The organism is Microbacterium awajiense, assembly GCF_039536545.1.
Taxonomy (GTDB): Bacteria; Actinomycetota; Actinomycetes; order Actinomycetales; family Microbacteriaceae; genus Microbacterium; species Microbacterium awajiense.
In genome coordinates this window covers 575,997-594,072 of the sequence record NZ_BAAAYU010000005.1, presented here as the reverse complement: position 1 = coordinate 594,072, position 18,076 = coordinate 575,997, and the positions used below count along the sequence as shown (strand labels likewise).

The window sequence follows — 18,076 nt, the reverse complement described above, 5'->3', positions numbered from 1 at the left end:
CAGTCAGGTCCGATCGACGAAGGAGTCAGCGCATGAGCGCACAGCCAGACCAGGGGTTCACGCCCACCGGAACCATCTCCACGGGCGCCGACCGTCGCAGGGTCGTCATCGCGACCGTCGTCGGTACGACGGTCGAGTGGTACGACTTCTTCATCTATGCGTTCGCGGCCGGCCTCGTCTTCGCGCAGCTCTTCTTCGCGCCCGCCGGTGAGGGCTTCGCGCAGATCCTGTCGTTCATCACCGTCGGCATCAGCTTCCTCTTCCGTCCGCTCGGCGCGTTCCTCGCCGGCCACTACGGCGACAGGTACGGCCGTCGCGTCGTGCTCATGCTCACCCTGATCCTGATGGGCGTCGCGACCACACTGGTCGGTCTGCTGCCGACATATGCCGCCATCGGCATCGCAGCGCCGGTCCTGCTGGTGTTCCTGCGCGTGCTGCAGGGCATCTCGGCCGGCGGCGAGTGGGGCGGCGCGGTCCTCATGGCCGTCGAGCACGCCCCGAAGGCCAAGCGCGGGCTCTTCGGCGCGTCGCCGCAGATCGGCGTGCCGATCGGCCTGCTGCTGGCATCCGGAACCATGGCGCTCATGGCGGTCATCGCCCCCGGCGACGCGTTCCTCGAGTGGGGCTGGCGCGTGCCCTTCCTGCTGAGCGTCGTGCTGATCGTGGTCGGCTACTGGGTGCGTCGGCGCGTCGAGGAGAGCCCGGTGTTCGTCGAGATCGCCGAGCGCAAGGAGCAGACCCGGATGCCGATCGTGCAGCTGTTCCGCAAGCACGCCCTGCTCGTCGTGATCGCGGCGCTCGTGTTCGCCGGCAACAACGCCGTCGGATACATGACGACCGGGGGATACATCCAGCGGTACGCAACCGATCCTGCAGGACCCGTCGGCCTGCCCACCGCCGACATCCTGTGGGCGGTGACCGGATCGGCCGTGGTCTGGCTCATCTCCACGTGGACGGCCGGGTACCTCAGCGACCGCATCGGTCGGCGCACGACATACATCATCGGCTGGGTGCTGCAGCTGGCCGGGGTGGTGCTGCTGTTCCCGCTCGTGAACACCGCGAACCCGGCGTTGATCTTCGTCTCGCTCGGCTTCCTCGCGATCGGCCTCGGCTTCACCTACGGTCCGCAGGCGGCGCTGTACAGCGAGCTGTTCCCCGCGTCGATCCGCTTCTCGGGCGTCTCGATCTCGTATGCGCTGGGTGCCATCGTCGGCGGCGCGTTCGCGCCGACCATCGCGCAGGCCATCGTTCAGGCCACCGGGTCGACGGACGGGGTCACGTGGTACCTCGCCGGCATGACGCTGGTCGGCCTCGCCGCGACCCTGCTGCTGCGTGACCGCAGCGGCATCCCGCTCGGTCCCGATCACGAGGATCAGCAGGCCGAGAGCCCGGTGTACGGCCTGTCGAAGGCCTAGCATCGCGGGTGACGACGATGTCGGATCAGGAGACACGCTGATGCAGTTCCACCACCACGGGTACGTCTCGGGCGACCCGCGCCGGCAGGAGGCCGCGGGCACGGGCGTCGACCGTCCGGTCGATCTTCCCGACACGACCGACGTGCTCATCGTCGGGTCGGGACCGGCGGGAATGCTGCTGGCCGCGCAGCTGGCGCAGTTCCCCGATGTGTCGACGAGGATCATCGAGCGACGCGAGGGCCGTCTCGTGCTCGGCCAGGCGGACGGCATCCAGCCCCGCAGCGTCGAGACGTTCCAGGCGTTCGGGTTCGCCGAGCGCATCGTCGCCGAGGCGTACAACATCGCGTGGATGAACTTCTGGGGTCCCGACCCCGAGAACCCGGGGAACATCGTCCGCACGGCCCGCACCGAGGACTACGCGTTCAAGATCAGCGAGTTCCCGCACCTGATCGTCAATCAGGCACGCGTGCTCGACTACTTCGCCGAGGCGGCCGCGCAGGGACCGGGGCGGATCGTTCCCGACTACGGCGTGGAGTTCGTGGGCCTCACGGTGCATGGTGACGGCGAGTACCCGGTCGAGGTGCGCGTGCGCCACTCCACGGGCCCTCGCGCCGGCGAGGAGCGCACGGTGCGGGCGAAGTACGTCGCCGGATGCGACGGAGCGCGCAGTGCCGTGCGCGAGGCCATCGGCCGGCGGCATGTCGGCGAGTTCTCGGCGCACGCGTGGGGCGTCATGGACGTGCTCGTCAACACCGACTTCCCCGATTGGCGCATCAAGTGCGCGATCAACGCCGCGGCGGGCAACATCCTGCACATCCCGCGCGAGGGCGGCTACCTCAGCCGGATGTACATCGATCTCGGCGAGGTCGCCGCCGACGACGATCACCGCGTGCGGCAGACCCCGATCGAAGAGATCATCCGCAGGGCGAACGAGATCCTGCATCCGTACACGATCGACGTGCGCGAGGTCGCATGGCACAGCGTGTACGAGGTCGGCCACCGTGTGACCGACCGATTCGACGACATGCCCGACGACGGTGGTCGTGAGCCGCGCGTGTTCCTCACGGGTGACGCGTGCCACACCCACAGCGCGAAGGCGGGGCAGGGCATGAACGTGTCGATGCAGGACGGCTTCAATCTCGGCTGGAAGCTGGGGCACGTGCTGACCGGACTCAGCCCCGAAGCGATCCTCGAGACCTACTCGGCCGAGCGGCAGCCGGTCGCGCAGCAGCTCATCGACTTCGACCGCGAATGGTCGTCGCTCATGGCCCGCAAGCCCGAAGAGATCTCGGATCCGCAGGAGCTCGCGACCTTCTACCTGGGCACCGCCGAATTCCCGTCGGGCTTCATGACGCAGTACGGACCGTCGGCGCTCGTGGGCGCCGACGAGCACCAGGCGCTGGCGGCCGGCTTCCCGCTGGGCAAGCGATTCAAATCCGTCGAGGTCACCCGCGTGTGCGACGGCAACGTCATCCACCTGGGCCACCACGCGAAGGCCGACGGGCGGTGGCGCGTCTACGCCTTCGCCGACTCCGCCGCGGCCGGGCGGCCGTCAGCGCTGGCCGAGTGGGCCTCGTGGCTCGCGACGGATGCCTCGCCTCTGGCGCGCCACACACCCGCAGGCGCCGACCTTGACGCCGTGTTCGACGTCAAGGTCGTGTACCAGCAGGCGTTCGATGACGTCGACATCGCGCAGGTGCCGGAGGTGTTCCTGCCGAAGACCGGACCGCTGGGCCTCACCGACTGGGAGAAGGTCTACGCGGCCGGCCCGGACGCCTGGCGCAGCGCAGACATCTTCGCCGAGCGCGAGCTCTCGCGCGACGGCGTCGTCGTCGTGGTGCGCCCCGACCAGTACGTCGCCGCCGTGCTGCCGCTGACGGCGACCGACGAGCTGGCGGCCTTCTTCGCCGGGAACCTGCTCACGTCGGGTCGGGGTTCATCTCCCACTTCTTCGGCGAGCGCCACAGCGCGCTCGTCGTGAGGGAGCGGATCATCTCCATCTCCTTCGGCAGCCGCGTGTAGAGCTTCATGAACAGCTCCTCGACGTCGAGCAGCTCCGAGGTCCAGTCACGGCGGTTGACGGCCATGCAGGCGAAGAAGTCCTCCTCTGAGAAGTCCAGGCCGTCCCATGTCAGGTCCTCGTAGCGGGGCACCCAGCCCAGGGGACTCTCGATCGCCAGCGCCCGCCCGCGAGCGCGCGCGACGATCCACTGCAGCACGCGCATGTTCTCGCCGAACCCGGGCCACAGGAACCGGCCGTCCTCGGCCCGCCGGAACCAGTTGACCTGGAAGATGCGCGGAGGGTTGCGGATGCTGCGCCCGAAGCCCAGCCAGTGATTGATGTAGTCGCCCATGTGGTAGCCCGCGAACGGCAGCATCGCGAACGGATCGCGGCGCACCACGCCCTGCTTTCCGAAGGCGGCGGCCGTGGTCTCCGACCCCATCGTCGCCGCCATGTAGACGCCGAACGCCCAGTTGAAGCTCTGGGTCACGAGCGGGATCGTGCCCGCGCGCCGACCGCCGAAGACGAAGGCGCTGAGCGGAACGCCGGCCGGGTCGTCCCACGCCTCATCGAGCGCGGGGTTGAGCGTGGCGGGCGAGGTGAACCGCGAGTTGGGGTGCGCGGCCTTGGTGCCGGCATCCGGGGTCCAGTCGTTCCCCTGCCAGTCGATGAGATGCGCGGGCGGATCGCCCATCCCCTCCCACCACACGTCGCCGTCATCGGTGAGGGCGACGTTCGTGAAGATCGTGTCGGAGCGCACGGACTCCATCGCGCTCGGATTGGTCGTCTCGGAGGTGCCCGGCGCGACACCGAAGTAGCCGGCCTCGGGGTTGATCGCCATGAGGCGGCCGTCATCGCCCGGCTTGATCCACGCGATGTCGTCGCCGACCGTCGTGACCTTCCACCCCTCGTCGGCGAACACCGGTGGCGGCACGAGCATCGCGAAGTTCGTCTTGCCGCACGCGCTGGGGAAGGCCGCCGCCACGTAGGTCTTCTCGCCCTTCGGGTCGGTGACGCCCAGGATGAGCATGTGCTCGGCTAGCCAGCCCTCGTCGCGGGCCATCGCCGACGCGATCCGCAGGGCGAGGCACTTCTTGCCCAGCAGGGCATTGCCGCCGTAGCCCGAACCGTACGACCAGATCTCGCGTGTCTCCGGGAAGTGCACGATGTACTTCTCGGCGTCGCACGGCCACGCGGCATCCTCCTCGCCGGGAGCGAGCGGTGCGCCGACCGTGTGCATGCACGGCACGAAGTCGCCGTCGTCGCCGAGCACGTCGAGAGCGGCCCGGCCCATGCGCGTCATGATCTTCATGCTCACCACGGCGTACGGCGAGTCGGTGATCTGCACGCCGAGCTGCGCGATGGGCGATCCGAGCGGACCCATGCTGAACGGCACCACGTACATGGTCCGCCCGGCCATGCTGCCGGTGAACAGCGGTCGCAGGATGGCTGTCATCGCGCGGGGGTCCATCCAGTTGTTGGTGGGCCCGGCATCCTCTTCCGACCGCGAGCAGATGAAGGTGCGCTCCTCGACGCGGGCGACATCGCTCGGGTCGCTGCGGGCGAGGAAGCTGCGCGGCCGCAGCTCGGGGTTGAGTCGGATGAACGTGCCCGCCTCGACCAGCTGCTCGCACAGCGCGTCGTACTCGTCGTCTGAGCCGTCGCACCAATGGATGTCGGTCGGCGTGCACAATTCGGCCATCTCGGCGACCCAGGCCTTCAAGCCCTCGTGTCGCACCCACTCCGGTGTGGTCATGACCCCAGCATGCCCCGCAGGGTCTCGGCGCACCACCTGACGCGTGGCGGAGAAAGACGAAACCCCCGCGATGTAGAAGCTACGCGAGGGTTCCTGGGGTGACTGTAACGATCACCCTTGTGGCTCCGACCGGCATCGATCCGGTGACCTTTCGATTTTCAGTCGAACGCTCTACCAACTGAGCTACAGAGCCGCACGGCACATCTGCCGCGTCCTAGACGAAAGGCCTCCTCAAGAGAAGGCCCGTCGCTTGGAGCGACCCTGACGGGACTTGAACCCGCGACCTCCGCCGTGACAGGGCGGCACGCTAACCAACTGCGCTACAGGGCCATGCATATTCAGTTGTGATCGGGAGTGACCCCAACGGGATTCGAACCCGTGCTACCGCCGTGAAAGGGCGGCGTCCTAGGCCGCTAAACGATGGGGCCGGATGAACCCGGGGGCTCACGCTTACCGACGCTCAAGCATACGCAATCCTGCGCGGATGCGCCAATCGGGCGGGGCGGCGTCTTGTGCGAACGGATGCTGCGACTCACACTGACAGGAGCGCCGCTGAGGGCGGATCCACGGTGGATGCGTGCCCGCCCCTTGCGCTTGTGACTGCTGTTGCTAGTGTGAAAGCTGTCGTTCGAGCGACGGGAGGACCGGTGAGCCTCGACAAGGCCCCCGACGAACACGGCTTGATGCCGCTCTCCAGCGCGCCGCGACGTCTGTTGAGGCCGGTCAGCCGCCGCGCCGCGATCGGAGCCGGAGTGCTCGGCGTCGCCGCCATCGGAGGCCTTGCAGGCCCCTTGCTGCCGGCCGCCTTCGCCGTCGACTACCCGACGTGGGAAGACGTGGAACGCGCCCGCGCGAGCGAGTCGGCCAAGGCCGCCGAGATCGAGAAGATCAAGAACCTGATCCAGAGCCTCACCGACGAGGTGGCGCGCACCCAGGCCGAGGCCGAGAAGGCTTCGGACGAGTTCTACGTCGCGCAGCAGGAGTTCTTCGACGCCGCTCAGCGTGCCGAAACGCTCCAGGAACAAGCCGACGAGCAGGCCGCCACTGCCACGCAGGCCGCCGACCGGGCAGGTCAGGTCGCCGCACAGCTGTACCGCAACGGCGGCGACGACACCTCGCTCGAGCTGTTCTTCGCCGGTTCCGCCCAGGGCGCCGATGATCTGCTCGAGCGCCTGGGCACCATGGACAAGCTGCTCGAGCGCAATCAGGCCGTGTACGCCGAGGCGATCACCGCGCGCGACTCGGCGCAGAGCCTCAGCGATCAGGCCGTCGTCGCTCGCGACGAGCGCGACCGCCTGCAGCAGATCGCCGAAGAGAAGATGATCGCCGCGCAGAAGGCGGCGGATGCCGCGCAGGCCGCTCTCGATGAGCAGACCGCGCGCCGCATCGAGCTCGACGCCCAGCTGGCGGCACTGCAGGATGCCACGGCCAAGACCGTCGCCGACTACGAGGCCGGAGTCGAGGCGCGCCGACGCGCGGAGGAAGAACGCAAGCGCCGCGAGCGTGAGGAGGCCGAGCGGCTCGCCCGCGAGGCCGCGGCGGCCGGTGGGAACGGCGGAGGAAGCAGCAGCGGCGGAAGCAGTGGCGGGGGGAGCAGCAGCGGCTGGGTCCGCCCGAACTGGGGCTGGCGCACGTCGGGCTACGGGCCGCGCACTCCCGTGTGCAGCAACGGCTACTGCTCGAACCCGTTCCACTACGGCGTCGACCTGGCCGCGGGTTGCAGCTCGGCGATCTACGCCGCCTCCAGCGGCACCGTCGTCTATGCCGGCTACAACGGCGGCTACGGCAACTACGTCCGCATCGACCACGGCGGCGGCATCGGCACCGGCTACGCCCACATCCGGCCCGGCGGGATCTTCGTCGGGTACGGCCAGCGCGTGAGCGCCGGACAGCTGATCGCGAGCGAGGGCAACACCGGCAATTCGGCCGGCTGCCATCTGCACTTCGAGACCTATGTGAACGGCTACCCGGTCAACCCGATCTCGTTCATGGCCGCGCGCGGCGTCTCGGTCTGATCTAGCCGATCCGCGACAGCGCGGCGCGGGCACGCTCTGCCAGCCCGCGGAACCTCTCGCGCTCGACGTCGTCGAATTCCGCGGCGTCGACGGATGCCTCGATCCGTCCGAGCTGCGCGCGAAGCGCCTCGCGCTGGTCGGCGCGACGTGCACGCCACGCGACGTCGTCGATCAGGCTGAGCAGGCGCGCCACGACCTCGGGATCGCCTGAGCCATAGTGTCGGATCTGCGCGAGACCCACCTCGAGGAACGCGTCGAACCCGTCGCCCGTGGGCAGCAGGCGCGCCACGCCGTCGGCGTCGGCGTACGCCTCGGGTCGCGTCGGCCGTTCGGCGAGGTCGCCGAGGACCGCCGCGATGTGCCCGAGCGCATGGACCGCGGTGGTGGGATCGTTGACACCCGGCGAGAGCGCCTTGACGGCGACATCGGCCAGCTGCCGCAGGCCGAACCCGACATCCTGCCGTGCCGTCCGCTCGTAGCCGGACTGCACGAACCCGGCGAGGTCGGCGCCGAGCTGCTCGTCGCGGCGAAGGTCGTCGTCGTCGGGCACCCCGCGTCGCCACCACTCGAGCAGAGGCGTGCCCTCGATGACGCTCGCGCCGACGGTGCGCAGTTCGCGCACGACGATGTCGCCCTGGGCGGCCCGTCGGATGAGCCCGCCGCGGTCGACGCCGGTGATGAAGCCGGATGCCTCGGCCAAGACGGTGTGCACGTGCTCGGGTCGGCGCGGGGCGGCGACCGGTTCGCCGGGGTCCGCGTCGGCGAGCACGTTGATCGTCAGACTGGCCTCGCGATGCACGTCGCGCATCATCGTCTCGACGCGCAGCTGCCGCGCAAGGTGGGCGAGGAAGACGACGAGCATGACCACGCTCGCGAGGGTCAGCACCGACGCCACGGTCAGTGCGATGCGCGGCACGAACTCGTCGGCATCCTCTGTCGCGTCCTCGACCGTCCGCAGCACCGTCAGGGCGTACGCGAACGTGCCGAGGAACATCGCGAGCGTCGCGTGCACCATGCGGTCGGATGCGAACATGCGCAGCAGACGTGGCGAGGCCTGACTGCTCGCCAACTGCAGGGCGACGACCGTCAGCGAGAACGTGAGCGAGGTCGCGGTGATGAGTGATCCGGCGATCGCCGAGAGCACGGCGCGCGCGGCATCCACCCCACCCGAGAAGACGAGGCCGGAGACCCACGTGGGCAGGTCGTCGTCGACCACTCGGTCGAGCAGCGGCAGCGCGATGCCCAGCAGCACCGCGCAGACGACGGCGATCAGCGGGACCGGCCACAGCTTCGACGCGACCGCGTCGCTCAGCAGTGCGAGCTGGCGGCGGATCACTCCCGGGCGGTCGGCCATGGCATCATCCGGTCACAGCGTGTTCGGCGCCTCGCCCTCGCCCTGGGTGCGGGTCTCGCCCTCGTGCTGCTCGAACCGCTCGTAGGCCTCGGCGACGAGCCGCTCGGCCTCGGCGGCGTCGGCCCACTCGTCGACCTTGACCCACTTGCCGGGCTCGAGGTCCTTGTAGTGCTCGAAGAAGTGGTTGATCTCGTTCTTCAGGTACTCCGACACGTCGTCGACGTCCTGGATGTGCTCCCAGCGCGGGTCCTTCGCGAGCACCGCGACGACCTTGTCATCGCCGCCCGCCTCGTCGGTCATCTTCAGCACGCCCACGGGGCGCACCTTCGCGAGGATGCCGGGTGCGAGGTCGTGATCGAGCAGCACGAGAACGTCGAGGGGGTCGCCGTCCTCGCCGAGGGTGTTCTCGAAGAACCCGTAATTGGCGGGGTAGCCCATGGGGGTGAACAGGATGCGGTCGAGATAGACCCGGCCGGTGCCGTGGTCGACCTCGTACTTGATCTTGCTGTTGCGCGGGATCTCGATGACGGCGTCGTACGCGCCCATGGTGCTCCTTCGGAAGGGAATCTGCCGCCGACCAGCCTAGTCGCGGCCGTGCGGCCGCCCTAACTCCTGCAATTCGAGGCCGATCAGGCCGATCCGTTGCCGATCGAGCGGTTCTGCGCCCGGATTGCAGGAGTTGGGCACGCCCGCCGCTCGGTACCGTGGTGCCGTGGAGCATCGTCCGGGCCTCGATCCCGCCGTCGCCGACGTGCGGCGCGCGGTGCGCGTCGGTCTCGCGCCCCGTGCCGGGCGCGGCACCGTCGTGGTCGCACTGTCCGGCGGCGCCGACTCGCTCGCCCTCGCTGCCGCGACCGCTTTCGAGGCGCCCAAGCTCGGGCTGCGACCCGTCGCGGTCGTCGTCGATCACGGTCTGCAGGACGGTTCGGCGGATGCCGCGGCGGCCGCGGTCGCGGCGGCCGAGGGGCTGGGTCTCGACGCCCGCGCGGTACAGGTCGAGGTCGGCACGGCGGGAGGTCCCGAAGCAGCGGCCCGCGACGCGCGGTACCGCGCGCTGCGTGTGGCGGCGCGCGAGGCATCCGCGGTGGCCGTGCTCACCGGGCACACGCTCGACGACCAGGCCGAGACGGTGCTGCTCGGACTCGCGCGCGGATCGGGGGCGACGAGTCTGCAGGGGATGCCGGCGACGAGCGACCTCAACGGCGTCGCCCTGCTGCGGCCCCTGCTCGACGTGCGCCGCGAGACCACCCGCGCCGCGTGCACGGCGCTGGGTCTGCGGCCCTGGGCCGATCCCCACAACACCGACCCCGCCTACGCGCGCGTGCGTGTGCGCGACCGGGTGCTGCCGGTGCTCGAGGCCGAACTCGGGCCCGGCATCGCCGAAGCGCTCGCGCGCACGGCGACTCAATTGCGCGAAGACGCCGACGCCTTCGCCGAGATGATCGACGAGACGATCGAAGACATCGTCGAGCACGCCGAAGCGGGGATCTCGGTCTCGATCCCCGCGCTCGCCGCGAACCCCGCCGCTGTGCGGCACCGCATCATCCGCCACGTCGTCGCGTCCGAATTCGGACAGAGCCTCACCCGCACTCAGACCCTCGAAGTGGCACGGCTGGTCACCGAGTGGACGGGTCAGGGGCCGATCGACCTTCCCGGATGCCGGGCACGCCGCATCGGCACCCGGCTCGAGTTCACCGCGCGATAGCGCGGGCGCGGCAGAGCGGTCGGTGGCGCGGCCACGCCGCATCCGTAGACTCGGGGCATGCGCGCCGCCGACATCGCCAGCGACATCACCGAGGTCCTGGTCACCGAAGAGCAGATCCATGCCAAGCTCGACGAGATCGCGGCGCATGTCGCCGAGGACTATCGCGACAAGGACCTGCTGCTGGTGGGCGTCCTCAAGGGCGCGGTCATGGTGATGGCCGATTTCTCCCGCGCACTGCCGGCGGTCGTGCCGATGGACTGGATGGCCGTCTCGTCGTACGGCGCGGGCACGCGGTCGAGCGGCGTGGTGCAGATCCGCAAGGACCTCGACGCCGACCTCACGGGGCGGCACGTGCTCATCGTCGAGGACATCATCGACTCGGGCCTGACCCTCAGCTGGCTGCTCGAGAACTTCGCATCGCGCGGCGCGGCATCCGTCGAGGTCTTCGCCCTCCTGCGCAAGCCGGATGCCGCGAAGGTCGAGGTGCCCTGCCGCTACATCGGGTTCGACATCCCCAACGAGTTCGTCATCGGCTACGGCCTCGACTATGCGGAGAAGTACCGCAATCTGCGCGATGTCGCCATCCTCGCGCCGCACGTGTACGCGTGATTTCGCCCTGGGTGAATCCCAGGTGAACCTCAAGAAGCCCGCGCTACCCTGATTCCACCTCGGCTGAGCCGCATCGCGCCACGCCGTGGATTCCTCGACGAAGGGATCGGGCCCGGACCCGCACCATGGATTTCAAGAAGATCACCCGCAACCCGCTGTTCTATGTGCTGATCATCGGGCTGTTCCTGATCGTGGGGTTCTCACTGATCTCGAGCCTGGGCGGCGCGAAGCAGATCTCGACCCAGGAGGGTCTCGAGCTGCTGAAGGGCAGCACCGTGACCGAGGTGCTCAACACCGACGGCGATCAGCGCGTGGACATGACCCTCTCGGAGCCGTACGACGGAGCCACCGAGGTGCAGTTCTACTACGTCTCGGCGCGCGCCGACGAGGTCGTGCAGGCGATCGACGCGGCCGACCCGGCGGACGGCTTCAACGATGCCGTGCCGCGTGCCACGTGGTTCGACGGCTTCCTGTCGCTCATGCTGCCGCTGCTGCTGCTCGGTCTGCTGTTCTGGTTCCTGCTGTCGAGCATGCAGGGCGGCGGCAGCAAGGTCATGCAGTTCGGCAAGTCGCGCGCCAAGCTCGTGACCAAGGAGATGCCTCAGGTCACCTTCCGTGACGTCGCCGGCGCCGAAGAGGCCATCGAAGAGCTGCAGGAGATCAAGGACTTCCTGAAGGATCCCGCGAAGTTCCAGGCCGTCGGGGCCCGCATCCCCAAGGGCGTGCTGTTGTACGGACCTCCCGGAACCGGAAAGACCCTGCTCGCCCGCGCCGTCGCCGGTGAGGCGGGCACCCCGTTCTACTCGATCTCGGGGTCGGACTTCGTCGAGATGTTCGTCGGCGTGGGCGCCAGCCGCGTGCGGGACCTGTTCAACCAGGCCAAGGAGACCGCCCCCGCGATCATCTTCATCGACGAGATCGACGCCGTCGGCCGCCACCGCGGCGCCGGCATGGGCGGCGGTCACGACGAGCGTGAGCAGACGCTCAACCAGATGCTCGTCGAGATGGACGGGTTCGACCCGAAGGCGAACGTGATCGTGATCGCCGCGACCAACCGTCCCGACATCCTCGACCCCGCGCTGCTGCGTCCGGGCCGCTTCGACCGTCAGATCGGCGTCGACGCCCCCGACCTGCAGGGCCGCAAGCAGATCCTCGAGGTGCACGGGCGCGGCAAGCCGCTCGCCGATGGCGTCGACCTCGAGGTCGTCGCCCGCAAGACGCCCGGGTTCACCGGCGCCGACCTCGCGAACGTCCTCAACGAGGCCGCGCTGCTGACGGCGCGTTCCAACGCCCAGCTGATCGACAACCGCGCGCTCGACGAGGCGATCGACCGCGTGCTGGCCGGACCACAGCGTCGCACCCGCGTCATGAAGGACAAGGAGAAGCTCATCACGGCGTACCACGAGGGTGGTCACGCCCTTGCGGCGGCGGCGATGAACCACACCGACCCGGTCACCAAGGTCACCATCCTGCCCCGCGGCAAGGCGCTCGGCTACACGATGGTGCTGCCGCTGGACGACAAGTACTCGGTGACTCGCAACGAGCTGCAGGATCAGCTGACGTATGCCATGGGCGGCCGCGTCGCCGAGGAGATCGTCTTCCACGACCCCACCACCGGTGCCTCCAACGACATCGAGAAGGCCACCAGCATCGCCCGCAAGATGGTCACCGAGTACGGCATGACCACCGAGGTCGGCCCGGTCAAGCTCGGCCAGTCGTCGGGCGAGGTCTTCATGGGCCGCGACATGGGGCATGGCCGCGACTTCTCGGAGCGCATCGCCGAACGCGTCGACGTGCAGGTGCGCGCGCTCATCGAGCAGGCGCACGACGAGGCCTACGAGGTGCTCAACGCCAACCGCGAGGTGCTCGATCGGCTTGCGCTCACGCTGCTCGAGAAGGAGACGCTCGACCACCTCGAGCTCGCCGAGATCTTCAAGGACGTCACGAAGCTGCCCCCGCGCCCGCAGTGGCTCTCCAGCGACGGCCGTCCCGTGTCGCAGCTGCCCCCCGTCGAGGTGCCGCGCGCGGCGCAGCCCGTCGACGTCGCGGCATCCGTCGAGGCCGAGCAGCCGGCGGCGGAGGCGGCGACGCGTCGTCGGCCGACGGGGCAGGCGCGTCCGGCGACCGCCTAGGCTCGGCGCATGGCCGTCGACCGGGAGCGCATCGCCGCGCTCGTGACAGAACTGCTCGAGGCGATCGGAGAGGACCCCGAACGCCCGGGGCTTCGTCAGACGCCGACGCGTGTCGCCGACGCCTACGCCGAGTTCTTCGCCGGTGTCGATCGTGATGCCTCCGAAGCGCTCGCCCACACGATCTCGGTCGCCCGCGGACCCGCGCCCGAGACGCTTCCGTCCGGCGCGGTCATGCTGCGCGACATCCGCTTCCGCTCGGTGTGCGAGCACCACCTGCTGCCGTTCCGCGGTGCCGCACACATCGCGTATCTGCCGGGCGAGCAGGTCGTCGGGCTCGGCGCCCTGCCCAAGGTGGTCGACGTGCTCGCCGCCCGCCCCCAGGTGCAGGAGCGCCTCGGCGAGCAGATCGCCGACACGATCGCCGGAGCGCTCGACGCTCGCGGGGTGCTCGTCGTGCTCGAGGCCGTTCACGAGTGCGTCATCATGCGCGGTGGCACCCAGCCGGATGCATCGACGGTGACGATCGCCGCCCGCGGGGCCTTCGTGGAACCCGCTGCGCGCGCGGAGCTCATCGCGCTGATGGGGGTGTCGCGCGCATGACGGTCATCATGGGCGTCGTCAACGTCACGCCCGATTCGTTCAGCGACGGCGGCCGCTTCCTCGATCCGGATGCCGCGGTCTCGCACGGCTTGCGGCTGTACGCCGAGGGAGCGGTCATCCTCGACGTCGGCGGTGAGTCCACGCGGCCCGGCGCCGCACGGGTCGAACCGGACGACGAACGCAGTCGCGTCGTGCCGGTCATCGCACGGCTTGCCGAGGCGGGCGCCGTCGTCAGCGTCGACACCATGAACGCGCGCACCGCGCTCGCGGCCGTCGGCGCCGGCGCACGCATCGTGAACGACGTCTCGGGCGGCCTCGCCGACCCCGACATGCTGTCATCCGTCGCGCAGACCCCCGCCGACATCGTGCTGGGTCATTGGCGTGGTCCGTCGGCCGACATGTATGCCGGCGCCGAGTACGACGACGTCGTCGGCGAGGTGATGGGCGAGCTCGCCGCGCGGGTCGATGCGGCTGCGGCCGCCGGCATCCCGCCCGCCCGTGTGATCGTCGACCCGGGCATCGGATTCGGCAAGCAGGCCGAGCACAACTGGACCGTGCTGCGCGGTCTGGCGCGTCTTGCCGGTCTCGGGCCGCGTCTTCTCGTCGGCACGAGCCGCAAGCGGTTCCTCGTCGAGGCGCTGGGAGGCACCGCGGTCGAGGGCGCCCGGCGTGATCTGGCGACGGCGGTGACCAGTGTGCTGGCCGCGCAGGCGGGGGTGTGGGGCGTGCGCGTGCACGACGTCGCCGCGACGCGCGACGCGCTGCGCGTTCTCGAGGCGTGGGAAGGGGGCGATCGATGGACGATCAGATCACGCTGACCGGTCTGCGCGTGTTCGGCCGCCACGGGGTGCTGGGTCACGAGCGCCGCGACGGGCAGCATTTCATCGTCGACCTGTCGATGACGGTGGATGCGTCGGCCGCCGGTCGCTCGGACGACGTCGGCGACACGGTCCACTACGGCGAAGTCGCCGAGCGGGTCGCGCAGTTGGTCGGCGGTGAGCCCGTGAACCTCATCGAGACGCTCGCAGTGCGCATCGCCGAGGCCGTGCTCGCGGGCTGGCCGGTCAGGGCGGTGACGGTGACCGTGCACAAGCCGGAGGCGCCCATCGAGGTGCCCTTCGACGACGTCGCGGTGACGGTGACCAGGGGGCGCACGTGATGGTCCGGCGGCCACCCCTGGATCCCGTCGAGCCTCGCGCACACCGCGCACCCACCGACGCGGTCGTCGCATTGGGATCGAACCTGGGAGATCGCAAGGCCACGTTCGACGATGCCGTCGAGGAGATGCGGCGGCTGCCGCTGGTCGACGACGTGCGGATATCGACGCCGGTCGAGACGGTGGCGATGAAGCCGGACGGCCTCGACGAGACGGCTCCCCGGTACCTGAACGCCGTGGCGATCGTGACGACCCGTCTCGCACCGACGGTGCTGCTGGGATTCCTCCACGCGATCGAGCAGCGCCATGGTCGTGAGCGACGCGAGCTGTGGGGAGACCGCACGCTCGACCTCGACCTCATCGCCTACGGCGACCTCAGGAGCGACGATCCTGCGCTGCTGCTGCCGCATCCGCGCGCCGCCGACCGCGACTTCGTGCTCGTGCCCTGGCTCGAGCTCGATCCCGATGCCGTTCTTCCGGGCGTCGGGCGAGCGGATGCCGCGCTGCAGCGGCTGCGGGAGAGCCGATGAAACGCACCGGACCCGGCATCCTGCTGGTGGCCGCCGTGCTCGGCGTGGGGGCCGGCTTCGTCGTCGATCAGCTGCTGACCTCGGCGGGCCGACCGACCTTCACCCCCACGGTGAGCCTGCCGATCGTGCTCGTGCTGCTGGGCGGCCTCGTGCTCGTGTTCGCGGTGCCGATCCGGCGCGCGACGCGCGGCGGCAACTCCATGGCCGTCAATCCGTTCCGCGCGGTGCGCGTGGCGATGCTCGCCAAGGCGTCGAGCATCGTCGGCGCCGCCGTGGGCGGCCTCGCACTCGGCCTCGTGCTGTTCCTGCTGACCCGGCCGGTTCCGCCGTCGCTAGGCTCGATGGGGACGATCCTGGCCACGGCGGCCGCCGGCGCGGCACTCATTGCGGCGGGGCTCGTCGCCGAGCAGCTGTGCACCATCCGGAAGGACGACGATGACACCGAGCACGGAGGCGGAGACGCCGGAGCAGGAGCCGTCGGGGGCTGACGGGCCCCTCGACCGCGACACGTTCCCGCACATCCGCGAGCCGCGAGGCGCCGCGCGGCTTCCGCTCGGCGACGGCACGTGGCACCAGCTCGCGCGGCAGTACGTGTGGGTGCAGCTGATCAGCTCGGGGATCGTGCTCCTGATCGCGCTCGCCGCGACGCTCGTGCTCGCGCTCGTCCTCGGCCAGTGGTGGGCGTGGATCGCCGGCGGGATCTTCGTGGTGATCACGGCGTGGACGATGATCATCACGCCGCGTCAGGCGCGGTCCTACGGGTACCAGCTGCGCCGCGACGACCTCGTCTTCCGCCGCGGCATCCTGTGGCAGCGTGTCGTCGCCGTGCCCTACGGGCGGATGCAGCTCATCGACATCACGCACGGCCCCCTCGACCGCGGTTTCGGCATCGCCCAGCTGAAGCTGGTGACCGCTGCGGTGTCGACCGGTGTCGTGATCCCCGGCCTCACGCAGGAGGCCGCCGAAGTGCTGCGCGACACGCTGGTCGACGTGGCCGAGACCCGCCGGACCGGGCTGTGACCGACGCTCCGCCGCCGGCATCCCCGCCGCCTCGGCCCGAGGCGCGACCCGCCACCCGCTCTCCGCTGAGCGACGGCGAGTGGCACCGCATGCACCCGCTCACACCGCTGTTCCGCGGCGGCATCTTCCTGCTTGTGGTCGGCGGCATCGTGATCGCCAACCTGCGCGAACGCCTGATCGAGTGGTTCCTGCCGATGATCGCACCCGGCGTATCGGGCGACGCGTTCCCCGACGATCCGGTCGATTTCGTGTTCGAGCACAATCTGCTGCTGATCGCCCTGCTCGTCGTGCTCGGGGTCGTCGTGCTGCTGGTCGGCGCCTTCTATCTGTCGTGGCGATTCCACACGTTCCGCATCACCGGCGACGACGTCGAGGTGCGCGCGGGCGTGCTGTTCCGCTCGCACCGTCGTGCCCCGATCGACCGCGTGCAGGGGGTGAACCTCACCCGGCCGATGATCGCGCGCCTGTTCGGCACAGCGAAGCTCGAGGTCGTCGGGGCAGGGCTCGATTCCAACGTCAAGCTCGAGTACCTGTCCACTGCGAACGCCGAGGCCGTGCGTGCCGACATCCTGCGCCTCGCGTCGGGCATGCAGCTCGCCCACGCGGCGGATGCCTCACCCGCCGGAACCCGTCTCGGTGCAGCGGCGTCCGCTGTCAGCGCCGGGATCGCCGGACTGATCGACGGCGCGGAGGACCCCGCGGACGAGCCGGACTCCGTCGTCGACATCCCCGTCGGTCGACTGATCGGATCGCAGCTGCTCAGCGGAGGCACGATCGGACTGATCCTCGCGATCGCCGCGATCGTGGTCGGGTCGATCGTCGGCACCCCCTGGCTGCTCGTCGGCATGATCCCCGCCGTCATCGGGTTCGCCGCGGTGTGGGTGCGCGGCATCACCCGGTCGCTGCGCTACTCGATCGCGCCGACGTCCAGCGGTGTGCGGATCACATTCGGCCTGTTCACGACCGTCACCGAGATCCTGCCGCCCGGTCGCATCCACGCTGTCGAGGTGTCGCAGAACCTGATGTGGCGCCCGGCGGGTTGGTGGACCGTCACCGTCAACCGCCTGTCCGGCCGCGGTGTCGCCGCCTCGGGCGCCGACCAGTTCGCGACCGTGCTGCCGGTGGGCACCCGGGCCGACGTCGAGCGCGTGCTGCGTCTGCTGTTGCCGGCGCTGCCCGAGGACGAGTGGCCGCTCGTGTTCGGCCACGGCATCCTGGGGCCCGCCGACGACGATCCGTTCACCAACACGCCGCGTCGCGCCCGGCTGCTGCGCCCCTTCACCTGGCGCCGCAACGGGCTGCACCTCACCGACCGTGCGCTGTTCCTGCGCCGCGGCGTCGTGTGGCGGCGGCTGGCCATCTTCCCCCTCGCGCGCCTGCAGAGCGTCGACATCTCACAGGGTCCGGTCGACCGCGCGCTGCGGGTCGCCTCGGTGCGGGCACACACCATCCCGGGTCGCGTGAGCGGCACACTCGGCGTGCTCGACCGGGATGCCGCTCTGGGCGCCTTCGAGGGCGTCGCGTCCCGCGCGATCGCCGCCGCGGCATCCGACCGCAGTCACCGTTGGGCCGGGCACGTGTCGCCGGCGGCCACCGAAACGACAGGCTCGCCCGAGGTCGCCGAACCCGGGGAGCCGGAGACTGCGGTCACCGCGCAGGCCGATCCTCGTGGGCAGAGCGAATCGCGGCCATCCGACTGAGCCGCCGGGATGCGTCGCGAGCGTGGCCGTGCTGCGCGCGTGCTCTTCAGCTATCGGGCGCGGCGAGGATACAGAGTCGGCA

Annotated in this window: 16 protein-coding genes and 3 tRNA genes; 13 read left to right on the top strand and 6 right to left on the bottom strand. The window is 70.0% G+C overall.

The features are described 5' to 3' along the window. The first annotated feature begins 32 nt into the window (after positions 1 to 32). Both ABD663_RS09465 and ABD663_RS09460 read left to right on the top strand, forming a co-directional pair. On the top strand, positions 33 to 1,415 hold the full coding sequence (locus tag ABD663_RS09465; RefSeq protein ID WP_344737830.1) for an MFS transporter: 1,383 nt from the start codon (positions 33 to 35) through the stop codon (positions 1,413 to 1,415). 40 nt (positions 1,416 to 1,455) lie between these two features. Then, positions 1,456 to 3,396, top strand: coding sequence for an FAD-dependent monooxygenase (locus ABD663_RS09460; RefSeq protein WP_344737828.1), 1,941 nt, complete (start codon positions 1,456 to 1,458; stop codon positions 3,394 to 3,396). Here ABD663_RS09460 and ABD663_RS09455 read toward each other — a convergent pair. From ABD663_RS09455 to ABD663_RS09440, 4 genes are all read right to left on the bottom strand, one after another. After that, positions 3,335 to 5,173 (bottom strand): phosphoenolpyruvate carboxykinase (GTP), encoded by a 1,839-nt coding sequence (locus ABD663_RS09455; RefSeq protein ID WP_344737826.1) that lies wholly within the window; start codon positions 5,171 to 5,173, stop codon positions 3,335 to 3,337. The genes ABD663_RS09460 and ABD663_RS09455 overlap by 62 nt on opposite strands. A 120-nt stretch (positions 5,174 to 5,293) precedes the next feature. Next, positions 5,294 to 5,366, bottom strand: a tRNA-Phe gene (locus tag ABD663_RS09450). 63 nt (positions 5,367 to 5,429) lie between these two features. Then, positions 5,430 to 5,503 (bottom strand) — tRNA-Asp (locus tag ABD663_RS09445). Between the two features lie 25 nt (positions 5,504 to 5,528). Next, positions 5,529 to 5,601, bottom strand: a tRNA-Glu gene (locus tag ABD663_RS09440). Between the two features lie 255 nt (positions 5,602 to 5,856). Between ABD663_RS09440 and ABD663_RS09435 the strand changes: the two genes are divergently transcribed. Continuing rightward, the gene (locus ABD663_RS09435; RefSeq protein WP_425561792.1) at positions 5,857 to 7,188 is read left to right on the top strand and encodes a peptidoglycan DD-metalloendopeptidase family protein; all 1,332 of its coding nucleotides are present in this window, start codon (positions 5,857 to 5,859) and stop codon (positions 7,186 to 7,188) included. 1 nt (position 7,189) lies between these two features. Here ABD663_RS09435 and ABD663_RS09430 read toward each other — a convergent pair whose 3' ends face one another. After that, a complete protein-coding gene (locus ABD663_RS09430) occupies positions 7,190 to 8,542 on the bottom strand; it encodes a DUF2254 domain-containing protein (RefSeq protein ID WP_344737822.1) in 1,353 nt (450 codons plus the stop codon). 12 nt (positions 8,543 to 8,554) lie between these two features. Next, positions 8,555 to 9,088 carry an inorganic diphosphatase gene (ppa, locus tag ABD663_RS09425; RefSeq protein ID WP_344737820.1) on the bottom strand — a complete coding sequence of 178 codons (534 nt, stop codon included), beginning with the start codon at positions 9,086 to 9,088 and terminating at the stop codon, positions 8,555 to 8,557. A gap of 166 nt (positions 9,089 to 9,254) precedes the next feature. On the opposite strand from ppa, the gene tilS reads away from it, so the two are divergent. The 10 genes from tilS (at position 9,255) to ABD663_RS09375 (ending at position 17,994) form a co-directional block, all read left to right on the top strand. Beyond that, entirely contained in the window at positions 9,255 to 10,247 is a 993-nt protein-coding gene (gene tilS, locus ABD663_RS09420; protein ID WP_344737818.1) for a tRNA lysidine(34) synthetase TilS, read from the top strand. A 57-nt stretch (positions 10,248 to 10,304) separates the two neighbouring features. Next, positions 10,305 to 10,856, top strand: coding sequence for a hypoxanthine phosphoribosyltransferase (gene hpt / locus ABD663_RS09415; protein ID WP_344737816.1), 552 nt, complete (start codon positions 10,305 to 10,307; stop codon positions 10,854 to 10,856). 125 nt (positions 10,857 to 10,981) lie between these two features. Beyond that, positions 10,982 to 12,988, top strand: a complete 2,007-nt coding sequence (gene ftsH, locus ABD663_RS09410) for an ATP-dependent zinc metalloprotease FtsH (protein ID WP_344737814.1) — start codon at positions 10,982 to 10,984, stop codon at positions 12,986 to 12,988. A 9-nt stretch (positions 12,989 to 12,997) separates the two neighbouring features. Further along, positions 12,998 to 13,588 (top strand): GTP cyclohydrolase I, encoded by a 591-nt coding sequence (folE, locus tag ABD663_RS09405; RefSeq protein WP_344737812.1) that lies wholly within the window; start codon positions 12,998 to 13,000, stop codon positions 13,586 to 13,588. After that, positions 13,585 to 14,406, top strand: a complete 822-nt coding sequence (gene folP, locus ABD663_RS09400; protein WP_344737810.1) for a dihydropteroate synthase — start codon at positions 13,585 to 13,587, stop codon at positions 14,404 to 14,406. Before folE ends, folP begins: the two co-directional genes overlap by 4 nt. Continuing rightward, a complete protein-coding gene (folB, locus tag ABD663_RS09395; protein WP_344737808.1) occupies positions 14,385 to 14,747 on the top strand; it encodes a dihydroneopterin aldolase in 363 nt (120 codons plus the stop codon). The genes folP and folB overlap by 22 nt, the downstream gene beginning before the upstream one ends. Continuing rightward, complete coding sequence (folK, locus tag ABD663_RS09390) at positions 14,747 to 15,274, top strand: 2-amino-4-hydroxy-6-hydroxymethyldihydropteridine diphosphokinase (protein ID WP_344737806.1); 528 nt, start codon at positions 14,747 to 14,749, stop codon at positions 15,272 to 15,274. Before folB ends, folK begins: the two co-directional genes overlap by 1 nt. Next, complete coding sequence (locus ABD663_RS09385) at positions 15,271 to 15,762, top strand: DUF3180 family protein (protein ID WP_344737804.1); 492 nt, start codon at positions 15,271 to 15,273, stop codon at positions 15,760 to 15,762. Before folK ends, ABD663_RS09385 begins: the two co-directional genes overlap by 4 nt. Continuing rightward, positions 15,710 to 16,294 carry a PH domain-containing protein gene (locus ABD663_RS09380; RefSeq protein ID WP_344737802.1) on the top strand — a complete coding sequence of 195 codons (585 nt, stop codon included), beginning with the start codon at positions 15,710 to 15,712 and terminating at the stop codon, positions 16,292 to 16,294. Before ABD663_RS09385 ends, ABD663_RS09380 begins: the two co-directional genes overlap by 53 nt. After that, on the top strand, positions 16,291 to 17,994 hold the full coding sequence (locus ABD663_RS09375; RefSeq protein WP_344737800.1) for a PH domain-containing protein: 1,704 nt from the start codon (positions 16,291 to 16,293) through the stop codon (positions 17,992 to 17,994). Before ABD663_RS09380 ends, ABD663_RS09375 begins: the two co-directional genes overlap by 4 nt. Positions 17,995 to 18,076 lie beyond the last annotated feature (82 nt).

Coding starts and splice junctions, on each gene's coding strand:
- ABD663_RS09385 (WP_344737804.1), top strand. CDS start 15,271: ATGAAACGCACCGGACCCGGCATCCTGCTGGTGGCCGCCGTGCTCGGC.
- ppa (WP_344737820.1), bottom strand. CDS start 9,088: ATGGGCGCGTACGACGCCGTCATCGAGATCCCGCGCAACAGCAAGATC.
- ftsH (WP_344737814.1), top strand. CDS start 10,982: ATGGATTTCAAGAAGATCACCCGCAACCCGCTGTTCTATGTGCTGATC.
- folE (WP_344737812.1), top strand. CDS start 12,998: ATGGCCGTCGACCGGGAGCGCATCGCCGCGCTCGTGACAGAACTGCTC.
- folK (WP_344737806.1), top strand. CDS start 14,747: ATGGTCCGGCGGCCACCCCTGGATCCCGTCGAGCCTCGCGCACACCGC.
- hpt (WP_344737816.1), top strand. CDS start 10,305: ATGCGCGCCGCCGACATCGCCAGCGACATCACCGAGGTCCTGGTCACC.
- ABD663_RS09460 (WP_344737828.1), top strand. CDS start 1,456: ATGCAGTTCCACCACCACGGGTACGTCTCGGGCGACCCGCGCCGGCAG.
- ABD663_RS09435 (WP_425561792.1), top strand. CDS start 5,857: ATGCCGCTCTCCAGCGCGCCGCGACGTCTGTTGAGGCCGGTCAGCCGC.
- folP (WP_344737810.1), top strand. CDS start 13,585: ATGACGGTCATCATGGGCGTCGTCAACGTCACGCCCGATTCGTTCAGC.
- ABD663_RS09380 (WP_344737802.1), top strand. CDS start 15,710: ATGACACCGAGCACGGAGGCGGAGACGCCGGAGCAGGAGCCGTCGGGG.
- folB (WP_344737808.1), top strand. CDS start 14,385: ATGGACGATCAGATCACGCTGACCGGTCTGCGCGTGTTCGGCCGCCAC.
- ABD663_RS09465 (WP_344737830.1), top strand. CDS start 33: ATGAGCGCACAGCCAGACCAGGGGTTCACGCCCACCGGAACCATCTCC.
- ABD663_RS09430 (WP_344737822.1), bottom strand. CDS start 8,542: ATGGCCGACCGCCCGGGAGTGATCCGCCGCCAGCTCGCACTGCTGAGC.
- ABD663_RS09455 (WP_344737826.1), bottom strand. CDS start 5,173: ATGACCACACCGGAGTGGGTGCGACACGAGGGCTTGAAGGCCTGGGTC.